This is a genomic window from Kribbella swartbergensis (assembly GCF_054784135.1).
Genome location: NZ_BAAGPM010000005.1, coordinates 126,170 through 149,238 on the forward strand (window position 1 = coordinate 126,170; position 23,069 = coordinate 149,238).

General features: G+C 70.4%; 22 protein-coding genes. 4 read left to right on the forward strand and 18 right to left on the reverse strand.

Annotation, left to right across the window (positions count from 1 at the left end; genetic code table 11):
• Positions 1 to 147: 147 nt before the first annotated feature.
• Both ACYVOK_RS01125 and ACYVOK_RS01130 read right to left on the reverse strand, forming a co-directional pair.
• A complete protein-coding gene (locus tag ACYVOK_RS01125; RefSeq protein WP_460660312.1) occupies positions 148 to 1,863 on the reverse strand; it encodes a GMC oxidoreductase in 1,716 nt (571 codons plus the stop codon).
• Complete coding sequence (locus ACYVOK_RS01130; RefSeq protein WP_460660313.1) at positions 1,860 to 3,452, reverse strand: succinic semialdehyde dehydrogenase; 1,593 nt, start codon at positions 3,450 to 3,452, stop codon at positions 1,860 to 1,862. Before ACYVOK_RS01130 ends, ACYVOK_RS01125 begins: the two co-directional genes overlap by 4 nt.
• A gap of 125 nt (positions 3,453 to 3,577) precedes the next feature.
• On the opposite strand from ACYVOK_RS01130, the gene ACYVOK_RS01135 reads away from it, so the two are divergent.
• Positions 3,578 to 5,029, forward strand: coding sequence for a hypothetical protein (locus ACYVOK_RS01135; protein ID WP_460660314.1), 1,452 nt, complete (start codon positions 3,578 to 3,580; stop codon positions 5,027 to 5,029).
• Between the two features lie 48 nt (positions 5,030 to 5,077).
• Positions 5,078 to 5,644 (forward strand): TIGR03086 family metal-binding protein, encoded by a 567-nt coding sequence (locus ACYVOK_RS01140; RefSeq protein ID WP_460660315.1) that lies wholly within the window; start codon positions 5,078 to 5,080, stop codon positions 5,642 to 5,644.
• Here the strand turns inward: ACYVOK_RS01140 and ACYVOK_RS01145 are convergent.
• From ACYVOK_RS01145 to groES, 9 genes are all read right to left on the reverse strand, one after another.
• Positions 5,641 to 6,039 (reverse strand): hypothetical protein, encoded by a 399-nt coding sequence (locus ACYVOK_RS01145; RefSeq protein WP_460660316.1) that lies wholly within the window; start codon positions 6,037 to 6,039, stop codon positions 5,641 to 5,643. The genes ACYVOK_RS01140 and ACYVOK_RS01145 overlap by 4 nt on opposite strands.
• 22 nt (positions 6,040 to 6,061) lie before the next feature.
• Positions 6,062 to 6,790, reverse strand: a complete 729-nt coding sequence (locus ACYVOK_RS01150) for an acyl-CoA thioester hydrolase/BAAT C-terminal domain-containing protein (protein ID WP_460660317.1) — start codon at positions 6,788 to 6,790, stop codon at positions 6,062 to 6,064.
• On the reverse strand, positions 6,787 to 7,890 hold the full coding sequence (locus ACYVOK_RS01155) for a GuaB3 family IMP dehydrogenase-related protein (RefSeq protein WP_460660318.1): 1,104 nt from the start codon (positions 7,888 to 7,890) through the stop codon (positions 6,787 to 6,789). The genes ACYVOK_RS01150 and ACYVOK_RS01155 overlap by 4 nt, the downstream gene beginning before the upstream one ends.
• A 29-nt stretch (positions 7,891 to 7,919) precedes the next feature.
• Positions 7,920 to 9,434: an IMP dehydrogenase gene (gene guaB / locus ACYVOK_RS01160; protein WP_460660319.1), complete on the reverse strand. Its 1,515-nt coding sequence runs from the start codon at positions 9,432 to 9,434 to the stop codon at positions 7,920 to 7,922.
• Positions 9,435 to 9,554: 120 nt separating this feature from the next.
• The gene (locus tag ACYVOK_RS01165) at positions 9,555 to 11,063 is read right to left on the reverse strand and encodes a hypothetical protein (protein ID WP_460660320.1); all 1,509 of its coding nucleotides are present in this window, start codon (positions 11,061 to 11,063) and stop codon (positions 9,555 to 9,557) included.
• Complete coding sequence (gene shbA / locus ACYVOK_RS01170; RefSeq protein WP_460660321.1) at positions 11,056 to 11,676, reverse strand: RNA polymerase sigma factor ShbA; 621 nt, start codon at positions 11,674 to 11,676, stop codon at positions 11,056 to 11,058. Before shbA ends, ACYVOK_RS01165 begins: the two co-directional genes overlap by 8 nt.
• Positions 11,677 to 11,839: 163 nt before the next feature.
• The gene (locus tag ACYVOK_RS01175) at positions 11,840 to 12,295 is read right to left on the reverse strand and encodes a GNAT family N-acetyltransferase (protein WP_460660322.1); all 456 of its coding nucleotides are present in this window, start codon (positions 12,293 to 12,295) and stop codon (positions 11,840 to 11,842) included.
• A 97-nt stretch (positions 12,296 to 12,392) separates the two neighbouring features.
• The gene (groL, locus tag ACYVOK_RS01180; protein WP_460660323.1) at positions 12,393 to 14,012 is read right to left on the reverse strand and encodes a chaperonin GroEL; all 1,620 of its coding nucleotides are present in this window, start codon (positions 14,010 to 14,012) and stop codon (positions 12,393 to 12,395) included.
• Between the two features lie 250 nt (positions 14,013 to 14,262).
• A complete protein-coding gene (gene groES / locus ACYVOK_RS01185) occupies positions 14,263 to 14,559 on the reverse strand; it encodes a co-chaperone GroES (protein WP_130384566.1) in 297 nt (98 codons plus the stop codon).
• Between the two features lie 327 nt (positions 14,560 to 14,886).
• Here groES and ACYVOK_RS01190 point away from each other — a divergent pair, with 327 nt between their 5' ends.
• Both ACYVOK_RS01190 and ACYVOK_RS01195 read left to right on the forward strand, forming a co-directional pair.
• Positions 14,887 to 15,498 carry a peptidoglycan-binding domain-containing protein gene (locus ACYVOK_RS01190; protein WP_460660324.1) on the forward strand — a complete coding sequence of 204 codons (612 nt, stop codon included), beginning with the start codon at positions 14,887 to 14,889 and terminating at the stop codon, positions 15,496 to 15,498.
• A gap of 9 nt (positions 15,499 to 15,507) precedes the next feature.
• Positions 15,508 to 16,680: a class I SAM-dependent methyltransferase gene (locus ACYVOK_RS01195; protein ID WP_460660325.1), complete on the forward strand. Its 1,173-nt coding sequence runs from the start codon at positions 15,508 to 15,510 to the stop codon at positions 16,678 to 16,680.
• Between the two features lie 291 nt (positions 16,681 to 16,971).
• Here the strand turns inward: ACYVOK_RS01195 and ACYVOK_RS01200 are convergent, their stop codons facing one another.
• From ACYVOK_RS01200 to alr, 7 genes are all read right to left on the reverse strand, one after another.
• Entirely contained in the window at positions 16,972 to 17,424 is a 453-nt protein-coding gene (locus ACYVOK_RS01200; protein WP_460660326.1) for a GNAT family N-acetyltransferase, read from the reverse strand.
• A complete protein-coding gene (tsaD, locus tag ACYVOK_RS01205; protein ID WP_460660327.1) occupies positions 17,421 to 18,473 on the reverse strand; it encodes a tRNA (adenosine(37)-N6)-threonylcarbamoyltransferase complex transferase subunit TsaD in 1,053 nt (350 codons plus the stop codon). The genes ACYVOK_RS01200 and tsaD overlap by 4 nt, the downstream gene beginning before the upstream one ends.
• Positions 18,474 to 18,540: 67 nt before the next feature.
• Positions 18,541 to 18,990 (reverse strand): GNAT family N-acetyltransferase, encoded by a 450-nt coding sequence (locus ACYVOK_RS01210; RefSeq protein ID WP_460660328.1) that lies wholly within the window; start codon positions 18,988 to 18,990, stop codon positions 18,541 to 18,543.
• The gene (gene tsaB, locus ACYVOK_RS01215) at positions 18,987 to 19,655 is read right to left on the reverse strand and encodes a tRNA (adenosine(37)-N6)-threonylcarbamoyltransferase complex dimerization subunit type 1 TsaB (protein ID WP_460660329.1); all 669 of its coding nucleotides are present in this window, start codon (positions 19,653 to 19,655) and stop codon (positions 18,987 to 18,989) included. The genes ACYVOK_RS01210 and tsaB overlap by 4 nt, the downstream gene beginning before the upstream one ends.
• A complete protein-coding gene (gene tsaE / locus ACYVOK_RS01220; protein WP_460660330.1) occupies positions 19,655 to 20,791 on the reverse strand; it encodes a tRNA (adenosine(37)-N6)-threonylcarbamoyltransferase complex ATPase subunit type 1 TsaE in 1,137 nt (378 codons plus the stop codon). The genes tsaB and tsaE overlap by 1 nt, the downstream gene beginning before the upstream one ends.
• A complete protein-coding gene (locus tag ACYVOK_RS01225) occupies positions 20,788 to 21,903 on the reverse strand; it encodes an alpha/beta fold hydrolase (RefSeq protein WP_460660331.1) in 1,116 nt (371 codons plus the stop codon). Before ACYVOK_RS01225 ends, tsaE begins: the two co-directional genes overlap by 4 nt.
• Positions 21,904 to 21,910: 7 nt before the next feature.
• Entirely contained in the window at positions 21,911 to 23,068 is a 1,158-nt protein-coding gene (gene alr, locus ACYVOK_RS01230) for an alanine racemase (protein ID WP_460660332.1), read from the reverse strand.
• Position 23,069 lies beyond the last annotated feature (1 nt).

Consider the following 23,069-nt stretch of genomic DNA (forward strand, 5'->3'; position numbering starts at 1 on the left):
GGGACCTGCTCCCTTTTCCGCCCCTTTTCAAGAACCCCAACCTCGTCTCCCTCACCCAGAGCCGAGGTTTCTTCATTTTCACCCGCTATTTCCGACCCCGACGTTTCCGGCAGGCATTACGTCGGGTGGTTGATTATTGTGGTTGGGTTACGGGTTCGTCACGGGCTGCTGTTGGGGGTGGGTGATCTCGACTACGGGAAGGCGGAGTGCGCCGGGGGCGTCGGCCGGGACGACGGGGCGGCGGGGCTTTACCGGTTGGATCCGCTGGTACGGCGACCCGATCGGTGGCCGGACGTCGTCCTCGCCCTTGTTCGGCCAGAACGACAGCGCCCGCTCCGCCTGGGCGGTGATCGTCAGGGACGGGTTGACGCCGAGGTTCGCCGAGATCGTCGACCCGTCCATGATGTGCAGGCCGTCGTACCCGTAGACCCGGTGGTACGGGTCGACCACGCCGGTCTCGGGTGAGTCACCGATCACGCAGCCGCCGATGAAGTGGGCCGTCATCGGCACGTTGAACGGCTCGCCGATCGTCCCGCCCGGGGTGCCGTTCATCAGTTGCGCCATCCGCCGGACCACCTGGTTCGCGACCGGGATCCAGGACGGGTTCGGCGCTCCGTGCCCCTGTTTCGAGGTCAGCCGCCAGCGGCCGAAGCGGTCCCGCCGGCCGTACGTCGTGATCGAGTTGTCCTCGGTCTGCATCACCAGCGCGATCACGGTCCGCTCGGACCAGTGCTTCAGGTCGTACAGCCGGCGGATGTTCTTCCGCTGCAGGCCGAGCTCGCGCACCCAGGCCCGCCACCGCGGCCGGTCCCCGTCGCCGTCGGTCAGCACGGTCTGCAGCAGCGACATCGCGTTGCTGCCCTTGCCGTAGCGGACCGGCTCGATGTGGGTGATGTCGTCGGGGTGGAACGACGAGGTGATCGCGACCCCGCGGCTGTAGTCCACGTCGCGGTCCCGGGAGATTGCGCCGAGCAACGATTCGGAGTTGGTCCGGGTGAGCACGCCGAGCCGGTCGGACAGCCGCGGCAGTCTGCCCTCGTCCCGGAGCCGGTGCAGCAGTTTCGCCGTACCCAGGGCGGAGGCGGCGAACACGACCTGCTGGGCGGTGAACCGCCGCATGATCCGGCGGTTCGAGGTACGGCGGGTGTCGACGGCGTACCCGCCGTTCGGCAGCGGCTCGACCGAGGTGACCGTGGTCATCGGGTACACGTCGGCGCCGGCCTTCTCGGCGAGGTAGAGGTAGTTCTTGGTCAGCGTGTTCTTCGCGTTGTGCCGGCAACCGGTCATGCACTCGCCGCAGTCGATGCAGCCGCGACGACGAGGGCCGGCGCCGCCGAAGTACGGGTCCTCGACCTCGACGCCCGGCTCACCGAAGAAGACGCCGACCGGGGTCGGGTGGAAGGTGTCGCCCACCCCCATCTCGTCGGCGACCTGCTTCATCACCTTGTCGGCGGGCGTGAAGTGCGGGTACGTCGTGACGCCGAGCATGCGCTTGGCCTGGTCGTAGTACGGCGCGAGCTCTGCCTTCCAGTCGGTGATGTGCGCCCACTGGCGGTCGGTGTAGAACGCGGGCAGCGGCTCGTAGAGGGTGTTCGCGTAGACCAGGCTGCCGCCGCCGACACCGGCCCCGGACAGGATGATCACGTCCCGCAGCGCGCTGATCCGCTGGATGCCGTACCAGCCGAATCGCGGCGCGAACAGGAACCGGCTCTTGTCCCACGAGTTCTTCGCGAAGCCGGCGTCCTCGAACCGCGCACCGGCCTCCAGTACGGCGACCCTGTACCCCTTCTCGGTCAGCCGCAGCGCACTGACACTGCCGCCGAACCCCGACCCGATGACGACGACGTCGTAATCGAATTTCATGGGCGGCCCAGTTTCTTGAGCACCCGGAGCGCTCCGGTGATCAGCTCGGCGTACGTCTCGTCGGAGATGCCGTGCGAGGCCGCGATCGGGAGGAGTCGCTGGGTGGCGATCGCCTGCGGGTCGACGAACCGGCGGATGCCCTCGATGCCCTGGCGGCGGCCGAGGCCGGAGGCCCGCATCCCGCCCATCGGGGTGTCGATCGAGCCGAACGTCGCGCCGTACGCCTCGTTCACGTTGACCGTGCCGGCGACCAGCTGGGCGGCGATCGCCCGGCCGCGCCGGCCGTCGCGGCTGTAGACGCTCGCGTTCAGCCCGTACTCGCCCTCGTTCGCCCGCTGGATCGCCTCGGACTCGTCGGAGAACCGGTAGATCGACACCACCGGCCCGAACGTCTCGTTGTCGAAGCACTCCATCTCCGGCGTCACCCCGGACAGCACGGTCGGCTCGTAGAACAGCGGGCCGATGTCCGGCCGGGCCTTGCCGCCGGCCAGGACGACGGCGCCCTTGGCCCGCGCGTCCTCGACGTGCCGGGTCACGGTGTCCAGCTGGGCCTTCGAGACCAGCGACCCCATGTCGACGTCCCAGCCGGTCCCCGCGGACAGCCGCAGCTTCTTCACCCGGTCGAGGAACGCCGTGACGAACGCGTCGTACACCTGGTCGGCGACGTACAGCCGCTCCATCGACACACACAACTGGCCGGCGCTGGAGAAGCACGCCCGTACGGCGCCTTCCGCGGCCCGCTGCACGTCCGCGTCCCGCAGCACCAGCATCGGGTTCTTGCCGCCGAGCTCGAGGCTGCAGCCGATCAGTCGCTCGCCGGCCTGCTTGGCGACCAGCCGGCCGGTCTTGGTCGAGCCGGTGAAGCAGATGTAGTCGGTGTTCTGGATGATCGCGCCGCCGACGGTCGGGCCGTCGCCGTTCACCGGCTGCCAGGCCTCGCGCGGCAGGCCTGCGTCGTACAGCAACTCGAGCGCCCGGAGCGCCGTCAGCGTCGTCTGGCTGTCCGGCTTGTGGACGACGGTGTTGCCGGCCAGCACGGCCGGAAGACCGTCGGAGATCGCCATGCTGAGCGGGTAGTTCCACGGCGAGATGATGCCGACGACGCCCTTCGGCACGAACCGCTGCTCGGCCCGGGTCAGGATCGGGAACATGCCCAGCTTGCGCTGCGGCCCGAGCAGTTCGGCGGCCCGGTGGGCGTAGTAGCGAGCGGTCATGGCGACGTGGGCGACCTCCTCGAACGCCTGCTTGCGGGCCTTGCCCGACTCGAGGATCACCAGGTCCACGAGCTCGTGCCGATGGTCCAGAACGAGGTCGTGGTACCGCAGCAGGATCGCCACCCGCTCGGCCAGCGGCACCCGCTTCCAGGTCTGCTGGGTCCTGCGCGCAGACCGCACGGCCGCGACCACGTCGTCCGGACTCGACAGCGGCAGCGTCGCGATCGGCTGTCCGGTCGCGGGGGCGTAGGAGGTCCTGGCACCGGCCGACGCCCGGAGCAGTCCCGACAGCCGGCGGACGACCGACTGGTCGGTCGCGTACGACGCCGTCGGGTCGAGCTCGGGATCGGCAGGAATCGAGGTCTGCTCGCTCATTACTCCAGGCTACCTGCCGGTAATAGCCATGTCAGTACCGGAAATCGCCGGTGTCAGCCCTCCGGGTTCTGCCTGGTGGACCACTAAGCTGATCGGTCGAACCTGCGAAGGGGTGGAACGTCGAGATGGTGGACAGCGGGGGGCTTTGGACGCCTCCTGAGGACGAGCTCGCCGAGGCTCTGCAGACAGCTCAGGTGCTGATCGAGGAAGGCCGCGCCGACGAGGCCGGACCGTATCAGCAACGGGTCATCGAGCTGGCCCGGGAACGTGCCGAGGGGCACCCGGACCACTACGAGGCCAAGCACCTGATGGCCGCGACGCAGTACGAGCTGGCGGGCTCGCTGAACGCGGCCGGCCGGCACGAGGAAGCGCTTGCCGCGCTGCACGAGGCGCAACTCGGCTACACCGAACTCAGCGACGCCGGTGTCCTCGACGCCACCTCGTTCCTGGCCGACGTCCGGGCCCGGCGGGCGATGACCCAGGCCCACCGCGGCCGGGGCGCGACCGCCGTACTGGAGATGGACGGCGCGGTGATCGCATACGGCCAGCTCGTCGGCGGCCCGGACGGCGTCAAGCACCAGCCCGACTTCGCCCGGGTGCTGGCGATGAACGCCCTCATCCTGCGCCGGTACGGCGATCCCGCCCTGGCCGTGGCGTCGGCCGACGCGGCGACCCAGCTCTTCCTGCAACTCGCGGACCAGATCAACGAGAGCCCGCAGTCGCTGTCCTACGCGCGCTACCTGTGTACGGCGACCGCCGTGTCCGCCGACGTCCATGCCGCGGAAGGCCGGCTCGACCTCGCGCTGGAGGCGGACGAGATCGGCCTGACGACCGCCGACACGCTCGCGGACTCCGAGTCGGCGACCGACCTCCGCACGCTGGTCGCCGCGCTGACCCGGAAGGGCAAGCACCTCGGCATCGTCGGCCGGATCATGGAGGGCGAGGCGTGCCTGCGGACGGCGCTCGCGACCGACGCGGAGACCGCCCAGCGGGTCACCGAGGAGCTGGACCGCGGCCTGCCGCTGACCCTGGTCGCGGCGCTGGAGAACGCCGAGATCAAGCTCGGGCCGTTCGAGCAGTACCACCGGCTGCTGGCGCTGAGCGAGCCCGCGCCGGGGATGACACTCGCGACCGTGTCAGGCCGGACCGATCCGGAGTCGGCGGCGGTCCGCGCGACCGAGCTCGCCGAACTGGTCCGGCCGTTGCTGCTGCAGGACGTGGACACCGCACTCACGCTGGGGCTGGAGTCGCACTACCTGTTCGCGATCTCGTCGGAGCGCGAGTCGCACCGGATGCGGTACCAGACGAGCACCTACGCGCCGATCTGGGCACAAGTGCTGCTCGACATCTCCGCGGCGTACCACCAGGCCGGGCGGACCGAGATGGCGCTCGACCTCGCCGGCTGGTGCGCCGAAGTGGCGACCGCGCTGATCCCGTTCACCGACGACGACTCGGAGATGAAGGACCTGGCCGGCTCCTGCTACCGGCACCACGGCGATCTGCTCGCCGCCACCGGCGACATCATGGCCTCCCAGCACGCCCACGAGGCCGCGCAGCAGCTCCAGCTCGGCCGTTGACGATCGTCCCCGCGCGGGCGGACGCTGGCGCTGAGAGGGGGAACGGTCATGGACGTGGTGGAACTGCACAACCGGACGGTCGACGGATTCGTCAGATTGGTGAACGAGGTGGAGCCCGGCCAGTGGTCGGCGCCGACGCCGTGCTCGGACTGGGACGTGCGCGCGCTGGTGAACCATGTCGTCGGCGAGGAGCGCTGGACGGTACCGCTGATGGAGGGCAAGACCATCGCCGACGTCGGCGACTCACTGGACGGCGACCTGCTCGGCGATGACCCCGTCGCCGCCGCGTCCGCCGCAGCCCGCGCCGCCCAGGAGGCGGTTGCCGCGCCGATCGAGAAGGTGCATCTCTCGTACGGCGACGAGGACCCGGCCGAGTACCTTCGCCAACTGGCCGCCGACCACCTCATCCACGGCTGGGACCTGGCGGCCGCGATCGGCGCCGAGCCGCGGCTGGACCCGGACCTCGTGGACGAGGTCGCGACCTGGTACGCGCAGCGGGCCGATCTCTACCGCTCGTCCGGCGCCGTCGCCGATCCGGTCGAGGGCTTCACCGACCCGGCCGACCAACTCGTCGGCGCCTTCGGCCGCGACCCCCGCTGGTCCGCGACGGGCTAGTCGGATACCTCGGGCTTCAGCGCGCCGACGAACAGACCGGCCTCGGCCTCGGTCATTCCGGTCTCGGACACGACCAGGGCGGTGGCCTGGTGCAGTTCACCCTGGGCCTTCAGGGCGCGGGTGCGCTCGGCGAGATTCGTCCCGGGCCGGCGGACGACCGGGGTCTTCGGGATCGGCGGTACGTACCGGCCGAGGCGGATGTCGTCGACGAGACTCTTGGCCTGCTTCAGCTCCAGGCCGGTCCGGTCCTGGATCAGCTTGACCGCGTTCACCGTCTTCCTGGTGGTGATCAGGAACCGCACCTGATCGACGTCGTCGGAGGAAAGTCTGGCCCGCGCGGCGGCGAGGGCAACGTTGTCGGCGTCCTGGCTGCTCCGTCGGCTGAACAATCCCATGGCGTCATCCTTCCAGAACCGCTCAACCGGTGAGGACCCGACGCAAGTCGGCCCAGGCCAGCGCGCCGAGCTCCCGATCCGCCGCCTCGGTCCCGCCGCGCGCCATCCGCTGACCACCGGTCTTGGGTGCCTCACCGGGGAAGATCACCCGGTGACCGGCCCGTGCCGCGGGGACCGTGCGGGTCGGCAAACCCTTACGTGACAAGGCGATCCGCTCCGCGAACTCCACCGACGGCCAGACCTGGTCGTCACCGCCGACGACCATCAGCAACTCGCCCTTGAACCGCTCGGCCGGAATCCGTGCCGCTTCGGCCTCGTCGGCGTACCGCCGCAGACTCTGCCGGTACCAGCCGACGAACGCGGGCGGTACGACGTCCGTCGTCCAGTCCAAGTCGAGCGGCACGAACGGCAGCGGCTCGCCCTGCCACGTCCAGGGCGAGGTCTGCACGCCGTCCTCGGCCCACGCCCAGGCGTGGGCGGCCGGTGCGAGCGCGATCACCGCGTCGACCCGGTCATCGAGCGTGCCGAGCAGCAGGGCCGCTTCCGCTCCGCGCGACGTACCCATCACGACCAGCCGGTCATTGCGGGCCGCGAGTTCGTCCAGCGGAAACGACTCCAGCGGGATCTCACTGATCCTGCCGTCGAACCACTGTGGCGCGAGGACGTCGTACCCCTCGGCCTCGAGGATCCCGGCCCGCTCCACGTCCGGCGTACCGCTGGAACCGTGCAGGAGCAGGACGCCGGTGCTCACCCGACGACGACCTCGACCCGCTGGAACTCCTTGAGCTCCGTGTAGCCGGTGGTGGCCATCGCGCGCTTGAGGGCGCCGACCAGGTTCATCGTGCCGTCCGGCACCCAGGACGGGCCGAACAGGATCTGCTCCAGCGTCCCGGTGACGCCCACCTCGACCCGCTCGCCGCGGGGCAGGTCGGCGTGCCAGGCCTCGGCACCCCAGTGATACCCGCCGCCTGGGGCGTCGCTCGCCCGGGCCAGCGGCGACCCGACCATCACCGCGTCCGCGCCGCAGGCAATCGCCTTCGCCACGTCGCCGGACCGCCCGACCGAGCCGTCCGCGATCACGTGCACGTACCGGCCACCGGACTCGTCCATGTAGTCCCGCCGCGCCGCGGCCACGTCCGCCACCGCGGACGCCATCGGCACCGCGACACCGAGCACCTTGCGGGTCGTGTGGGCAGCACCGCCACCGAAGCCGACCAGCACGCCGGCCGCCCCGGTCCGCATCAGGTGCAGCGCGGCCTGGTGCGTCGCGCAACCACCGACGATCACCGGTACGTCGAGGTCGTAGATGAACTGCTTGAGGTTGAGCGGCTCGGCCTGACCCGAGACGTGCTCGGCGGACACCGTCGTACCGCGGATGACGAACAGGTCGACGCCAGAGTCCACGACATGCTTGGCGAACTGCTTGGTCCGCTGCGGGGAAAGCGCGCCGGCCACGGTGACACCGGAGTCCCGGATCTCCTGCACCCGCTGGGAGATCAGCTCGGGCTTGATCGGCGCGGAGTAGATCTCCTGCAGCCGGTGCGTCGCCTGCTCCGGACCGATCGTGGTGATCTCCTCGAGCAGGCTGGTGGGGTCCTCGTACCGGGTCCACAGGCCTTCGAGGTTGAGTACGCCGAGACCGCCGGCCTTCCCGATCGCGATCGCGGTCGCCGGTGACATCACCGAGTCCATCGGCGCGGCCAGGATCGGCAACTCGAACCGGTACGCGTCGATCTGCCAGGCGACCGAGACCTCCTCGGGGTCCCGGGTACGCCGCGACGGCACGATCGCGATGTCGTCGAACGCGTACGCTTGCCGCCCGCGCTTGGCACGGCCGATCTCGATCTCCATCTGGTGGTCCTTCGTGGTTGCAGGCGGGCTCAGCGACCGGAGTAGTTCGGCGCCTCGACCGTCATCTGGATGTCGTGCGGGTGGGACTCCTGGAGACCGGCCGAGGTGATGCGGACGAAGCGGCCCTTCTCCTGGAGCTCGGGCACGCTGCGGGAGCCGCAGTAGAACATGGACTGGCGGAGACCGCCGATCAGCTGGTGGGCGACGGCGGCGAGCGGGCCGCGGTACGGCACCTGGCCTTCGACGCCCTCGGCGATCAGCTTCTCGTCGCTGCCGACGTCGCTCTGGAAGTAGCGGTCCTTCGAGTACGACTTGCGCAGCCCGCCGGCCGACGACATCGCGCCGAGCGAACCCATCCCCCGGTACGCCTTGAACTGCTTGCCGTTGATGAACACCAGGTCGCCCGGCGACTCCTCGCACCCGGCGAGCAGCGAGCCCAGCATGACGGTGTCCGCACCGGCCACCAGCGCCTTCGCGATGTCACCGGAGTACTGCAGGCCGCCGTCGCCGATCACCGGTACGCCGGCCGGCTTGCAGGCCAGCGAGGCCTCGTAGATCGCGGTGACCTGCGGTACGCCGACGCCGGACACGACCCGCGTCGTACAGATCGAGCCCGGGCCGACACCGACCTTGACGCCGTCCGCGCCCGCCTCGACCAGGGCCGCGGCGCCCTCGCGGGTGCCGACGTTGCCGCCGACGATGTCGACACCGCGGGTCGCGGGGTCGGCCTTGAGCTTGCGGATGATCTCCAGCTGCGCCTGGGAGTGCCCGTGCGCGGTGTCCACGACCAGTACGTCGACCCCCGCCTCGACCAGGGTCATCGCGCGCTTGTACGCCTCGCCGAAGAAGCCGATCGCGGCACCGACCATGAGCCGGCCGGTGGCGTCCTTGGTGGACAGCGGGAACTTGTCGCGCTTGACGAAGTCCTTCAGCGTGATCAGGCCGGTCAGCTTGCCCGCGTCGTCGACCAGCGGCAGCTTCTCCACCTTGTGCCGGCTCAGCAGCGCCATCGCGTCGTCGGCGGAGATGCCCTGCTTGCCGGTGATCAGCGGCTGCTTGGTCATCACCTCGCGGACCGGACGGGACAGGTCGCTCTCGAACCGCATGTCCCGGTTCGTCACGATGCCGACCAGGACGCCGGCGTCGTCGACGACCGGCACGCCGGAGATCCGGTACTGCCCGCAGAGCGCGTCGGCCTCGCCGATGGTGGCGTCCGGGCCGATGGTGATCGGCTGCGCGATCATCCCCGACTCCGACCGCTTGACCAGGTCGACCTGCTGAGCCTGGTCCTCGATGGACAGGTTGCGGTGCAGGACGCCGAGGCCGCCCTGGCGGGCCATGGCGATCGCCATCCGCGCCTCGGTGACGGTGTCCATGGCGCTGGACAGCAGCGGGATGTTGACCTCGATGTTGCGGCTCACCCGGGACCGGGTGCTGACCTCGGACGGGATGACGTCGGACTCGTTGGGCTGCAGCAGCACGTCGTCGAAGGTGAGACCGAGGACGGCGAACTTGTCGGGAACTCCAGCGGGTGTGATGTCCATGGGGAAAGCAGGCACCTTTGCACGGCGAGAACGGGACACCATCCTATGCCGCTCCCGCCGGGCACCCCGAACCGCCCGTCCACAACCGCCCGTCGCCGCCGGGCGACGGGCGGGGTCAGGTCACTTCTTCGACGGGTTGACGACGCCCAGGATCCGGAGCACCGCCTTGTCCTCGAGCGAACCGTGCGTCCGGGCGATCGCGGCGTGCTTGCCCTCGGCGTACTTGCCGCTGGAGTGCTTGCCCTTGGCGTACGTCGCGCGGACCGAACCGGTCGTCACCTTGCCGCTGGAGTGCTTCGCGGCGCTGTCGAAGTACCGCTGTGCGCTCGGCTGCACCGGCGCCCCGGTCGGCGTCGGCAGCAGCGGCGTGACCAGTTCCTCGACCTCTTCGACGAGGTTGCCGGCCTGGTCACTCGGCTTCTGCACGGCCGGCGGCGTCGACACCTCGGTGTCACCAGCCGACGGCGTGCTGTCGTCGGCCGACTCGGCGTCACCAGCAGGCTGCTTGGAGTCCCCGGCAGGCGCGCTGTCGTCGGCCGGCCTGGTGTCACCGCCGGGCAGGGTCGTGCTGTCGGCCGGCTCGGTGTCGGCGGCAGGCGGGGTGGCGTCGTCCGCCGGCAACTGCTCGCCGGACGAGTCGTCGCCCGCCTGACCCGGGTTGGAACCCTGGTCGCCACCCGGCTGGGCCGGCGGCGTGGTCGGGCTGGTGGTCGGGGTCGACCCCGTCTCACCGTCCCCGGTCTCACCCTTGTTCCCGGGCTCACCCGTCTCGCCGTTGTTCCCGGTCTCGCCGGTGTTCGGCGGCGGCGTCGTGACCGGATCGGACGGTTCGGCCGGAGGCGGCGTGGTGGTCGGCGGGACCGTTGGCTCCGGTACTGGCGTCGGCTCTTCGGCCGGCTGTTCGGTCGGCTCGGACGTCGGCTGCTCGGTCGGTTCCGCGGCCGGCTGGTCGTCGACCGGCTTCTCGTCGGTCTTCCCGTCCGTCTGCTCCGGCGCCGTGGTCGGCTCGGCGACAGTCGGCTCGATCGGCTTCACGACCGCGATCGGCTTCTCGTCGACCGGCGGACGCATCAGCGGCGGCGTGCCGTCGACACGGGACTGCGGCGGGAAGAGGTCGGCCTGAGCTTCCTGCTCCTGCTCGACCTGCTTGGCTTCCTGCTTCTCCTGGTAGTCCTTGGCGACCTTGACGATCTTCGTCTTGTCGACCACCGGCATACCGTCGAGTTGTTCGGTCGGGAAGCTGGTCTGCGGGCGGACCGCGTCGACCATCTTCTCGATGACCTTCTCGTACGGCGACAGCGGATCGCCGGTCACCGCCGCGGCGACACCGGAGACCGACAGCGCGGCCACCGCGGCGACGCCGAGCGCCAGACCGCGTGCCGCCACCTTGCGGGCGAACGGGTCGGTCACCGGGTTGAGCGCCGCGCAGCGCGCCAGGAAGCTCTCCGGGTCGTCGATCGTCTCCACCGGCAGCTCGTCCTCGACCTCCACGGCGAGCCGCAGTTCGGCCAGCAGCTTCACGGCCGGGTCATGCTCGCCCGCGCTCCGCGCGGACTCCCCACCAGCGGCCAGCAGGTCGAGCAGTGCGTCATCGGCGTCGATCGCGTCGAGATCGAAACGGTCAGCCATGATGCCCCTCCCCTGCTCCTCGTTCCAGCTGTGCCTCATGCCCCACAAACCCCCTGAGCGTGTTCAACGCTCGATGCTGTGCGACCCTCACCGCCCCCGGTGTCATGCCCAGTGCCCGGCCGGTCTCCTCGGCTGACAACCCCGCTACCACCCGGAGCCGCAGGATCTCCCGCAACTTCTCCGGCAGCTTCTCCAGCAGGCCCATGATGTGCTGGACCTCCGAGTGCCGGACCGCGTGTTCCTCCGGCGTCGGCGACTCGTCCGCGCCGTCCGGCAGGTCCGGCGTCGAGACGTCGGCCACCGCGAACGCACGCTGGGCATCGGCGACCTTGCGGGCCGCGATGCCGTAGACGAAGGCCTCGAACGGTCTGCCCTCGTCGCGGTACCGGCTCAGTGCGCCGAACACCGCGACGCAGACTTCCTGGGCGACGTCGTCGACCATGTCGGCGCCGCCCGGGTACGTGTACAGCCGCGATCGGACATAACGATGGGCGACGGCGCGCACCCTGGTGAGCAGGTCGTTGAGAGCTGTCCGGTCGCCTTCGCCCGCAAGCGCGGCGAGATCCCTGAGCTCGACCCGGTCGTGGGTGTGCGGTACTTGGACCTCGGTCACCCCTCGCCCCCTCGTGTCGGACCGGTCAGCCTGAAAGATGGTACGGCGCTCACCTTGTCTTGCCTAGTGGCAATTCGTGATCACCGGAGGGAATTTTCATCACGATCCGTCACTACCCGCCCGTACGGGCTGGTCGGCACCCCCGGCGGCCGCGGAGAGCTGATCAGCGGGGTGGTTCGAAGCGCAGTACGGCGGAGGCCTGGTCGCCGCCCCAGTCGATCGGGGTGCGGCCGGTCTCCCGCCAGCCGGCCCTTCGGTACAAGGCGATCGCGGCCGACTCTGGCTTGTCGACGACGTCCAGGGAGAGCTCCCGCCCCAGCCCGGCAGCCGTCGTGACACAGTGCTCGAGCAGCCGCCGCCCGACCCCGGCCCGGGTCGCCTTCGGATCTACGAACAACCGCTCGACCTGGGCGGCGTCCTCTCCGTCAGCAGTCAGCGCGGCATGCCCGACCACTCGGCCGTCGGCCACCGCGACCCAGCAACCGAGCCCCTCCTCGGGCGTCAACCAGCGCCGGGGATCCGCCGGCCAGTTGACCGGATAACCGGCCAGCTCATGCACGTCCCGCAACAACCCGACGCAAATCCCGAGATCGTCCTCAACGCGCTCCCGAATCACCATCACCCCCCAACCCAACCACGCCCCGTGCCCCACAAAAGAACCGCCCGGCTGGTCCGTGGACCAGCCGGGCGGTGTGGTGTTGCTCGGAAGCCGAGGCTCAGTGGCCGTGACCGTGGCCGTGGCCGGCGGCCGCGGGCTCCTCGTCCTCGGGCTTGTCGACCACCAGGGTCTCGGTGGTCAGCAGCAGCGCGGCGATCGAGCCGGCGTTGGCGAGCGCGGACCGGGTCACCTTGACCGGGTCCAGCACGCCCTGCGCCAGCAGGTCGCCGTACTCGCCGGTGGCGGCGTTGAATCCGCTGCCGACCTCCAGCTCCGCGACCTTCGACGTCACGACGTAGCCCTCGTAACCGCCGTTCTCGGCGATCCAGCGCAGCGGCTCGACGATGGCCTTGCGGACGATCCGGACACCGGCGAGCTCGTCGCCCTCAAGGTCCAGGCCGTTCTCCAGCACGGCGGCCGCGTGCACGAGGGCGGAGCCGCCGCCGGCGACGATGCCCTCCTCGATCGCGGCCCGGGTCGCGGACACAGCGTCCTCGATCCGGTGCTTCTTCTCCTTCAGCTCGACCTCGGTGGCCGCGCCGACCTTGATCACGCAGACGCCGCCGGCCAGCTTGGCCAGCCGCTCCTGCAGCTTCTCGCGGTCCCAGTCGGAGTCGGTGCGCTCGATCTCGGCCTTGATCTGGTTGACCCGGGCCTCGATGTCGTCGGCCTTGCCGGCGCCCTCGACCACCGTGGTGTTGTCCTTGGTGACGACGATCCGGCGGGCGGTGCCGAGCACCTCGAGCCCGACCTGGTCCAGCTTCAGGCCGACCTCGGGCGCGACGACCTGCGCGCCGGTCAGCGCGGCCAGGTCCTCCAGCATCGCCTTGCGGCGGTCACCGAAGCCCGGCGCCTTGACGGCGACGGAGGTGAAGTTGCCGCGGATCTTGTTCACCACCAGGGTGGACAGCGCCTCGGCCTCGACGTCCTCGGCGATGATCAGCAGCGTCTTGCCGGACTGCACGACCTTCTCCAGCAGCGGCAGCAGGTCCGCGATCGCGGAGATCTTGCCCTGGTGGATCAGGATGTACGGGTCCTCCAGCACCGCCTCGCCGGCCTCGGCGTCGGTGATGAAGTACGGCGAGATGTAGCCCTTGTCGAACTGCATACCCTCGGTGAACTCGAGCTCGGTCCCGAAGGTGTTCGACTCCTCGACGGTGATCACACCGTCCTTGCCGACCTTGTCGAACGCGTCCGCGATCAGCTCGCCGATCTCGGCGTCGCGGGCGGAGATGGTGGCGACGTGGGCCATGTCGCCCTTGTCGTCGACCGGACGGGCGGTCTCGACGAGCTTCGCCGAGACGGCCTCGACGGCCGCCTCGATGCCCCGCTTCAGGCCCATCGGGTTGACCCCGGCGGCGACCGCCCGCAGGCCCTCGTGCACCAGCGCCTGCGCCAGCACCGTCGCGGTGGTGGTGCCGTCACCGGCGATGTCGTTGGTCTTGGTGGCGACCTCCTTGGTCAGCTGCGCACCAAGGTTCTCGAACGGGTCGTCCAACTCGACCTCACGCGCGACGGTGACACCGTCGTTGGTGATGGTCGGGGCGCCCCACTTCTTGTCCAGGACGACGTAGCGGCCCTTCGGCCCCAGCGTCACCTTCACCGTGTTCGCGAGCTTGTCGACGCCGCGCTCCAGCGCGCGCCGCGCGTTCTCGTCGAACTCGAGGATCTTCGGCATGGAAAAACCAGTCCCTCTCTGAATTCTGTTGCCTTGCGGTCAGCCGGTTCGGATCCACTGCACTGCTCCCGGCGCACCCTGCCTGCCGCCCGGGCCGACGCACACACCGGCCGGTGCCGGGTGGGGTGAACCCCGCCCGCTCCGGCCGGCCCGGGCGTCTTCCCGGACCACGGCTGGATGCCGGACCGACTCCGCCCCGGCGCCAGTCGTCGGCACCGGGGCGGTGTCAGTCAGGAACAGCGAGGGGTCGTCACTTGCTGACGACCGCGAGAATGTCGCGGGCGCCCAGGATCAGGTAGTCCTGGCCGTCGTACTTGACCTCGGTGCCGCCGTACTTGGAGTAGATGACCTTGTCACCGACGGCGACGTCCAGCGGGACGCGGTTGCCGTTGTCGTCGATCCGGCCCGGACCGACGGCGAGGATCTCACCCTCCTGGGGCTTCTCCTTGGCGGTGTCCGGGATCACCAGGCCCGACTTCGTGGTCTGCTCGGCTTCGAGCGGCGCGACGAGGACTCGGTCCTCGAGCGGCTTGATCGTGACCGACACTTGCTGACCTCCACGGTCGATTCGCTTGTCTGTGGTTCAGGTGGTCGCGCTCCCCTGCCGTCGCGGGGGTCAAGGGCCGGACCGCTGGCACCCTCAACCCGAGAGTGCCAACACCGAATCTAGGCCGCGATTAGCACTCGGTCAACTCGAGTGCCAAGGTCACGTCTCCGACGGACGCAATCCCGGGTCCGGTGAGCCTCGACGCCAGTACGTGACCGAACGAGTGCGGATTGTGGCCGAGTGCTGGGCCAACCCGGTGTCGGCATGGGACCGTTCTGTCTGTACGGCGTCCCGGCCGCCCCGGGACCGGGTGCCCGAGGAGAGACCATGGCCTTCAGCTTTCCCTCTCTGCCCACACTGTCAGGCCGCACTGTCGCGGTCCTCGCCGCGGTCGGCGCGCTCGCGGTCGGAGCGGTCGCGGCAGGCGCTTCGAAGGACCAGCCGGGGACGCCGAGCGCCGACGCCCCCGCAGCCGGTCCGCCGCCGCAGCAGGCTCCGGCAGACCGGTCGGCCGACGCCACCCGCGCCTCCGCCGACGCCCAGACGGCCGCCGCAGCGGCGCTGCCGCAATGCCGGTCGGCGCGACTGGTGCCGGTCAACCGCACGTGGGGCATCCCGATGCCGTCCGTGTACGGCAGCGACAGCACCTACTGCAATCTCATGCACGGCGACGACCCGCACCGCGGCTCCACCGTGTTCGGCGACCCGGACACCGCCATCCGGGTCCTCCAGCGCAACCTGAACTTCTGCTACGGCACCAAGCTCGCTGTCGACGGCGTCTACGGCAGCAACACCCGTGCGGTGGTCAAGATGGTCCAGCGCAAGCACAAGCTCGTCGCGGACGGCATCTACGGCCCGAAGACCCGCTCGGCCATGAACTGGCGTCTCTACTCGATGGCCACCCGCAGTTGGAGCAAGGGCTGCTCGAGTCCGCTCTAAAGTGGCGTGGTGATAGTCACCGGCTTGCTGGACGGCCCCGGCGCTGAACTCCTCGCCGACGCTTGCGGGAGCTACCAGCCCGGCCGAGAGCTCCAACTGGTCGAGAAGCTGCGCCGCGAGTACGACGCCGCGCTTGTGACCGCTGCGGTCACACAGGCCTCACTGCGCCACCGAGCCGCTGCCAAGTTCGGTCCGGACGCGGCCCGGATGTACTTCACCCCTGACGGCCTCGAACAGGCCACGCGAACCACTGTCGGCACTCACCGGGCTCAACGCATCGCGGCAGCGCTCCCCGGCAGCAGCGTGGTCGACCTGGGTTGCGGCATCGGCGGCGACCTCATCAGCGCCGCACGCGCCGGCCTCCGGGTCACCGGCATCGAACGCGATCCGGCCACGGCCGACGCAGCACGCGCCAACCTGGCCGCACTCAGCCTGCCCGGTGAGGTCGTGGTCGGCGACGCCGAGTCGTTCGACCTCACGCCGTACGACGTGGTGTTCGCGGACCCGGCGCGTCGAGCGGACGGGCGACGGGTGTTCGACCACAACGCCTACTCGCCACCGTGGTCCTTCGTGACCGAGCTGCTCCGCCGCACAGCCTGCGTGAAGGTCGCACCGGGGATTCCGCACGACGCCGTGCCCGACGGCGTGGAGGCCGAGTGGATCAGCGACGCAGGCGAGGTGAAGGAGGCCGCACTGTGGTCCGGGCGGCTGTTCACCGGCACGAAGCGGCGGGCAACGCTGCTGCCCAGCGGAGCAACTGTCACCGAGACACCCGAAGCCGAAACCGGCCCAGTCGGGCAGTACATCTACGAGCCGGATGGTGCCGTGGTGCGGGCCGGACTGGTGACTGCGGTCGCCGCCGCGGTCGGCGGGCGGCTGCTGGATCCACGGATCGCCTACGTCACGGCAGACGAGCTCATCGCGACTCCGCTCGCGTCGGCGTACGAGGTCGTGGAGGAGCTGCCGTACAAGGAGAAGGCGCTGCGTTCCTGGGTGCGGACTCACCGCATCGGCACGCTGGAGATCAAGAAGCGCGGCATCGACGTCGACCCGGCCCAACTCCGGAAGAAGCTCACACCGAAGGGCTCCTCGGCAGCCACGCTGATCGTCACCCGGATCGGCCGCGACGCCGTGGCCTATTCCTGCCGCCGGGTTGCGCTCGGAGCACACTCGAACATATGATCGATCCCACGAGCGGGTCTCCGGGAGACTTGCCGGCGGGCGAGGTGCTGCGTCCGCTGCCGCACTCTCCCGGAGGCCCGCCACTAGACCGGAGGAGCGATCGGTCGACGTACGGATTGAGGAGCCGTACGTCGACTGGCGGTCACGCGGCCGAAGTCGTCCGTTCACCTGGCTGGGGCAGTGTGCGGAGCAGAACCGGTCGGCCGCTGACCGTTTCACCTGGGGAGTAAGCGGCGTACCGGCCCCAGGTCTCTGCCCGCTGCCGCGCCCTTCCCCGCGCCGCAGCCGGTCTCAGCTGTCGCCGTACAGCTCGGCCGGGTCCCTGCGGATCACCATCATGCTGCTCGTGTCGTCGACGAGTTCGGTGAACCCGTAGCCGCGGTAGAGCTCCTGCGCGTCTTTGGTCGCCAGCATGATGCGTCGCACACCCTTCAGATCCGGGTGGTCCAGCAGCGTGGCGACGACGAACTTGCCGAGCCCGTGACCGCGCCGCTCGGGGACCACAAAGACGTCGGCGAGCCAGGCGAAGGTCGCCCGGTCGGTGACTGCCCGCGCGAAGGCGACCATCGATCCGTCGGGCGCGTACACGCCGAGGTTCAGCGAGCCCGCGATCGACCGCGCCACCACCTCCCGCGGAATCCCCGGCGCCCAGTACGACCCCCGGAGGAAGCCGTGGACCACGTCGACATCGACGCGGTCGGCCGAGTCGTCGGCCTCGAAGCCGTCCGGGTGACTCCACCTCACCTGTTCAGCACCTCCGTGATCGGCATCGACGAGTCCGCCGGCAACTCCAGCGGCGACGGCGCCTTCCCGGCCCGGACCAACTCCGAGCCGAGCGCCGCGACCATCGCGCCGTTGTCGGTGCACAGCCCAGGCCGCGGCACGCGGACGGCGATACCGGCCTCGGCGCAGCGTTCTTCTGCCATCGCGCGCAACCGCGAGTTCGCCGCGACCCCGCCGCCGATCAGCAGGTGCTCGAACCCGCGGTCCTTGCACGCGTCGATCGCCTTGCGGGTGAGTACGTCGCAGACCGCCTCCTGGAAGGCCGCGGCGACGTGGTTGACCGGCACGTCCTCACCGTCGCGGCGCTTCGCCTCGACCCACCGGGCCACCGCCGTCTTCAAACCGGAGAAGGAGAAGTCGAACCGGTGCCGTTCCAGGTCCCGCTGCGAGGTGAGCCCGCGCGGGAACGTCACGTAGAGCCGGTCACCGCCGTCACGGGCCGCTTTGTCGATATATGGACCACCCGGGAAGGGCAGGCCCAGCACCCGCGCGACCTTGTCGAAGGCCTCCCCCGCGGCGTCGTCGATCGTGGTGCCCATCGGCAGCACGCCCTCGGTGATGTCCTCGACGGCCAGCAGCGACGAGTGCCCGCCAGACACCAGCATTGCGACACAGCCCTTCGGCAGATCGCCGTGCTCCAGCGTGTCGACGGCGACGTGGGCCGCGAGGTGGTTCACGCCGTACAAGGGCTTGTCGAGCGACAAGGCCAGACCCTTGGCCGCGGCGACACCGACGAGCAGCGCACCGGCCAGGCCGGGCCCGCTGGTGACGGCGACGGCGTCGATGTCGGACGGCTTGATCCCAGCGGTCTCGCAGGCGCGCCGGATCGTCGGGACCATCGCCTCCAGATGCGCGCGACTGGCGACCTCCGGTACGACGCCGCCGAACCGGGCGTGCTCCTCGACACTGGACGCGATCGCGTCGGCGAGCAGCGTCTGCCCGCGGACGATCCCGACCCCGGTCTCGTCACACGACGTCTCGATCCCCAGGATCAAAGGCTCAACGCTCACACCTCCACCTCGCTTCGCTCGGCTCCGGTGTGAGCGTTACGCACCGCTCGACCTATGGTTCGCTCGCTCACTCTTCCTCCCGCCACCGCATGATCACCGCATCCTCGCCGCCGGCGTAGTACCCGCGCCGCCGGCTGATCTCCGCGAACCCGAAGGCCCGGTACAGTCCCAGAGCCGACTCGTTGCTCGCAGCAACTTCCAGTAACACCGTCCGGCCGGCGCACTTCGACAGCGCCGCCGTCATCAACTGGCCGCCGATCCCGGTACGCCGCCCGGCCGGGGCCACCGCGATCCGCAGCAACTCGACCACGTCCAACGCCACCGGCGGCAGGAGCAGAACGACGTACCCGACGACCGCACCCTCGTCCGCGACCAGGATCATCCGATCCTCGGACAGCCGGTCGAACTCCGCCGCCCACGAGACCGTACTCCAGGCCTCCGGCCCGAAGCACACCTCGTCCAACGCGACCAGCGCGGCCAGATCGTCCGCGGTCGCCGCCCTGATGGCAGGTCTCACTTCGGCAGCACGCTTTTCGGGCCGCCGGACAGGGTGACGTCCGGGCGGCGGAGGTACAGCGGATCCGGCGCGACCACTTCGAGTGTCCCGGTCGCCACGCCCGTCGCCAGCACCTCGGCCGACGGGTACTCGGCGACGTCGACCTCGGCCACACCGAGCGCATCGCCGTACAGCACGGCACCGCGCCCGATCACCGGCAGGCCGGACAGGACGTGGGCCACCTCGGCCGGCCGATCGACGGCCGGACCCTCCAGTCGACGGCGGCTGCCGTCCGCGGCCGGGCCGTCGTACAGGGCCCAGTAGATCTCCTTGCGCCGGGCATCCGTCGCAACGGCCACGGGCAGTGCCAACTCCGACTGCCGCGCCAGGATGTCAAGGCTGCACACCCCGGCGACCTCGATCCCGAGGACGTCGGCCATGGTCCGCGCGGTCACCAGACCGACCCGCAGTCCGGTGAACGGGCCCGGGCCGACGCCGACCGCGATCCGGGTCAGGTCGCGCACCGATCGGCCCGCCGTCGCCAGGCACGCCGCGATCGCGGGCGCGAGCAACTCGCCGTGCCGGAGCGCGTCGACGGTCGTGGACGACGCCAGGATCTCGCCGCTGACCGGATCGGCCAGGGCCACGGTGACCGCGGCACTCGAGGTGTCGAAAGCAAGCAGCATCAAGAACCTTCCAAACCAAACGACTCGGCCGACGACGAGGACGTGGCGGGCGGCTCCGCCGCCCGGCTGGGCGTGGCAGCCGGCTCGGTCGACGAGGTGGAGGGACCGAGCGGCTCCGCTGGCCGGGTGGACGTGGTGGGAGGCTCGGGCGACGACGTGGCGGTGCCTCGGGTGTCCGTCGCCCGGTTGGGGGTGGAAGGCGGGTGCGCTGCCGCGGGGATGGGGGCGGAGACGCGAATACCGGACGCGGCCCAGCGCGGACCCACCGGGGTGATCCGGATCTCCCGGGTCTCGTCGGTGTCGTCGTCGCCCCGCGTCACCACGATGTCGAGCCGGTCCGGCGCGAGCGACTCGGCCAGCCCGTGACCCCACTCGACCACGGTGACCGCGTCGTCCAGGCTCGCGTCCAGGTCGAGATCGTCCAGTTCCGCGATCCCGCCCAGCCGGTAGGCGTCCACGTGCACCAGCGCCGGGCCGTCCACCAGCGACGGATGCACCCGCGAGATCACGAACGTCGGCGAGGTGATGTCACCGCGCACCTTCAGCCCGGCGCCGAGGCCCTGCGTGAACGTCGTCTTGCCCGCGCCGAGATCACCCGACAGCACGAGTACGTCGCCGGCCCGCAGCTGACCCGCGAGCTCCTCACCGATCGCCCGCATGTCGTCCGCCGTCGGCACGGTGAGTTCGGCCGGCATCGCCTTCGCGTAGATCAGGTTGTGGTCCTGACGCTCGACGACCGAGTAGCCGCGCCGGCGCCAGAACTCCACGGTGTCCGGCAACTCGACCCGTGCGATCAGCTGCACCCGGCTGAGTCCCCGCCGTACGGCGACCTCCTCGGCGCAGCCGACCATCGCCGAGGCGACGCCGCGCGCCTGGTGCCGCGGGTCCACCGAGACGCGGCGCAGGTTCAGGACGTCGCCCGTCTGCTCGAACAGCACCGCGCCGACCGGAGTCCCGTCGATCCGGACCAGCAGGCCGCCGTGCCGGTTCACCGCGTCGGTGACGGTCGTCGCGTTCTCGGACAGCGCGGTCGACGGCGGGTCCAGCACCCGCCGGGCGGAGAACGCGTGGTGGATCACCGCCACGATCTCGTCCGCGTGCTCGGCGGTCGCGTCCACTACGTGAAGGTCGGTCATGGGTGTCCCAGGGATTGTTCTGCTCGTTCGATCATGCCAAGGAGGGCTGCGGTGAACTCGCGGTGGTGCTCGATCAGGCCCAGATGGCCGCAGTTCTTCACCTCGACCAGCTCGGCGCCCGGCACGTGCCGGACGATCTCCTCGGCGTGCTCGAACGGGGTCAGGTGGTCGGAGTCGCCGCCGATCACCACGCACTCCACCTTCTGTAACGGCTGCAGGGCGTCGTACTTGTCGTGCAGCGCGAAGATCGGGTAGAACTCCGCGATCACCGAGATCGGCGTCGCCGCGATCATCTCGTTGACGAACTCGGTGAACGCCGGCGGCACCTCGGAACCGAAGGAGTACTTCCGGGTGAGCAGGTAGCTGATGTCCGTCCCGGCCTTGCGGCTGCGCTCCACGACGTCGGGGATCCGGGCCAGCGCCGCGACCGTCGGCGTGGCCAGCGCCCGGATCAGCATGCCCGCCCGGCCCGGCAGCGCGATCGGAACCCGGTCCAGCCCGCCGGCGCTGGTCGAGCACAGGCCGACACCGATCACCCGGTCGCCGAACAGCTCGGGGTGCTGCTCGGCCAGCGCCATGATCGACATGCCGCCCATCGAATGGCCGATCAGGATGACCGGACCGGTCGGCGCGAACTGCTCCAGGATCCCGTACAGGTCGCGGCCGAGCTGGTCGATGCTGACGTTCTTCTTCGCCGACCGCCCGGAGCGGCCGTGCGAGCGCTGGTCGTAGAAGACCATCGTGCCGATGCCGGCCAGGTCGCGGCGCTCGAAGTGCCAGCAGTCCATGTTCAGCCCGTAGCCGTGCGCAAAGATGACAGTCAGGTCTTCCGGTGGCAGCGGCAACTTCTTGCCGAACCGCCGCTTCGGCGGGGCGGGGCGGCGGGACCGCTTCAGCTCGTCCACCTCGACGTACAGCTCGACGCCGTCGTCAGCGGTGAAGACGTGCGGGGTGCCGCGCAGCGAGCCGAACGGTTCCGCCTCGAGCTGCGCGCGCTGACTCGACCGGCGGCCGATCACCTGCCGCTCGACCGCGACCCCGGCCGCCGCGCCGGCCGCGAGCACGCCGACCGCGGCTCCGATCAGACCAGCGGTCCGCGAAGCTTTGGACATTGCCGGTCTACCTCCCGCTGTCGACGTACCGACGCGGGATCCGTGCTCCCAGCCGGGTGACGATCTCGTAGTTGATGGTTTGCGCGGCATCGGCCCAGTCGTCCGCCGTCGGCTCGCCGGACGTCCCCGGGCCGAACAGCACCACCTCGGCACCCGCGGCCGCCGGGTCGTCCTCGAGGTTGACCACGCACTGATCCATGCAGATCCGGCCGACGACGATACGACGTTCGCCGCCGACCTGGACCGGGGCGCCGTTCGACGCGTGCCGCGGCAGCCCGTCGCCGTACCCGAGCGGGATGAGCCCGAGGGTGGACGGGCGCGGCGCGGTCCACGTCAGGCCGTAGGAGACGCCGGCGCCGGCCGGGACCCGTTTCACCATCGCGAGCCGGGCCTTCAGCGTCATCGCGGGGATCAGCCCCAGCTCGGCCGAGGGCAGCGCGTGACCGAACGGCGAGAGCCCGTACGTCGCCACTCCCGGGCGGACCAGGTCGAAGTGCGTCTCGGGCAGCGCGAGGGTGGCACCGGAGTTCGCCAGGTGCTTGAACTCGGCGTCGACGCCGAACGACTCCGCCACCTCGATCGCCTCGATGAAGGTGGCCAGCTGGGCCTCGTTCGCCGGGCTCTTCGGCTCGTCCGAGGAGGCCAGGTGCGACCAGATGCCCTTGATCTCGATCCGGCCGGTCTTCTGCTCGCGCAGCGCGGCCCGGATCAGCGCCGGCCACTCCTCCGGTACGGCGCCGCCGCGGCTCATCCCGGTGTCGATCTTGAGGTGGACCCGAGCCGGCCGGTCGGTCACCCCGGCGGCGAGTTCGTCGATCTCCCACGGCGCGCCGGCAGACAGGTCGATCCCGGCCGCGATCGCGTCCTCGAGCGGCTCGCCGGGGGTGGTCAGCCAGCAGAAGATCGGCCCGGTGTCGCCGGCCTCGCGCAACGCGAGTGCCTCCTCGAGCACGGCCGCGCCGATCCAGTCGGCCCCGGCCTCACGGGCGGCGCGGGCGACCGGGACCATCCCGTGGCCGTAGCCGTCGGCCTTGACCACGGTCATCAGGTGCGCGCTCTGGGCGCGGGCACGCAGTGTGGCGACGTTGTGGCGGATCGCGGCCAGGTCGACGACCGCCTCGGCGCGGACCGGGCGACCGCCGCCAGGTGACTGGAGGGTAGACATA

What these genes read in the sequence shown, in the direction of transcription:
- ACYVOK_RS01140 (WP_460660315.1), top strand. Translation starts at nt 5,078, where the DNA reads ATGGACGTGGTGGAACTGCACAACCGGACGGTCGACGGATTCGTCAGA.
- ACYVOK_RS01165 (WP_460660320.1), bottom strand. Translation starts at nt 11,063, where the DNA reads ATGGCTGACCGTTTCGATCTCGACGCGATCGACGCCGATGACGCACTG.
- ACYVOK_RS01135 (WP_460660314.1), top strand. Translation starts at nt 3,578, where the DNA reads ATGGTGGACAGCGGGGGGCTTTGGACGCCTCCTGAGGACGAGCTCGCC.
- ACYVOK_RS01225 (WP_460660331.1), bottom strand. Translation starts at nt 21,903, where the DNA reads ATGTCCAAAGCTTCGCGGACCGCTGGTCTGATCGGAGCCGCGGTCGGC.
- ACYVOK_RS01155 (WP_460660318.1), bottom strand. Translation starts at nt 7,890, where the DNA reads ATGGAGATCGAGATCGGCCGTGCCAAGCGCGGGCGGCAAGCGTACGCG.
- tsaE (WP_460660330.1), bottom strand. Translation starts at nt 20,791, where the DNA reads ATGACCGACCTTCACGTAGTGGACGCGACCGCCGAGCACGCGGACGAG.
- ACYVOK_RS01130 (WP_460660313.1), bottom strand. Translation starts at nt 3,452, where the DNA reads ATGAGCGAGCAGACCTCGATTCCTGCCGATCCCGAGCTCGACCCGACG.
- ACYVOK_RS01145 (WP_460660316.1), bottom strand. Translation starts at nt 6,039, where the DNA reads ATGGGATTGTTCAGCCGACGGAGCAGCCAGGACGCCGACAACGTTGCC.
- ACYVOK_RS01190 (WP_460660324.1), top strand. Translation starts at nt 14,887, where the DNA reads ATGGCCTTCAGCTTTCCCTCTCTGCCCACACTGTCAGGCCGCACTGTC.
- guaB (WP_460660319.1), bottom strand. Translation starts at nt 9,434, where the DNA reads ATGGACATCACACCCGCTGGAGTTCCCGACAAGTTCGCCGTCCTCGGT.
- ACYVOK_RS01125 (WP_460660312.1), bottom strand. Translation starts at nt 1,863, where the DNA reads ATGAAATTCGATTACGACGTCGTCGTCATCGGGTCGGGGTTCGGCGGC.
- alr (WP_460660332.1), bottom strand. Translation starts at nt 23,068, where the DNA reads ATGTCTACCCTCCAGTCACCTGGCGGCGGTCGCCCGGTCCGCGCCGAG.
- groL (WP_460660323.1), bottom strand. Translation starts at nt 14,012, where the DNA reads ATGCCGAAGATCCTCGAGTTCGACGAGAACGCGCGGCGCGCGCTGGAG.
- ACYVOK_RS01175 (WP_460660322.1), bottom strand. Translation starts at nt 12,295, where the DNA reads ATGGTGATTCGGGAGCGCGTTGAGGACGATCTCGGGATTTGCGTCGGG.
- tsaB (WP_460660329.1), bottom strand. Translation starts at nt 19,655, where the DNA reads ATGCTGCTTGCTTTCGACACCTCGAGTGCCGCGGTCACCGTGGCCCTG.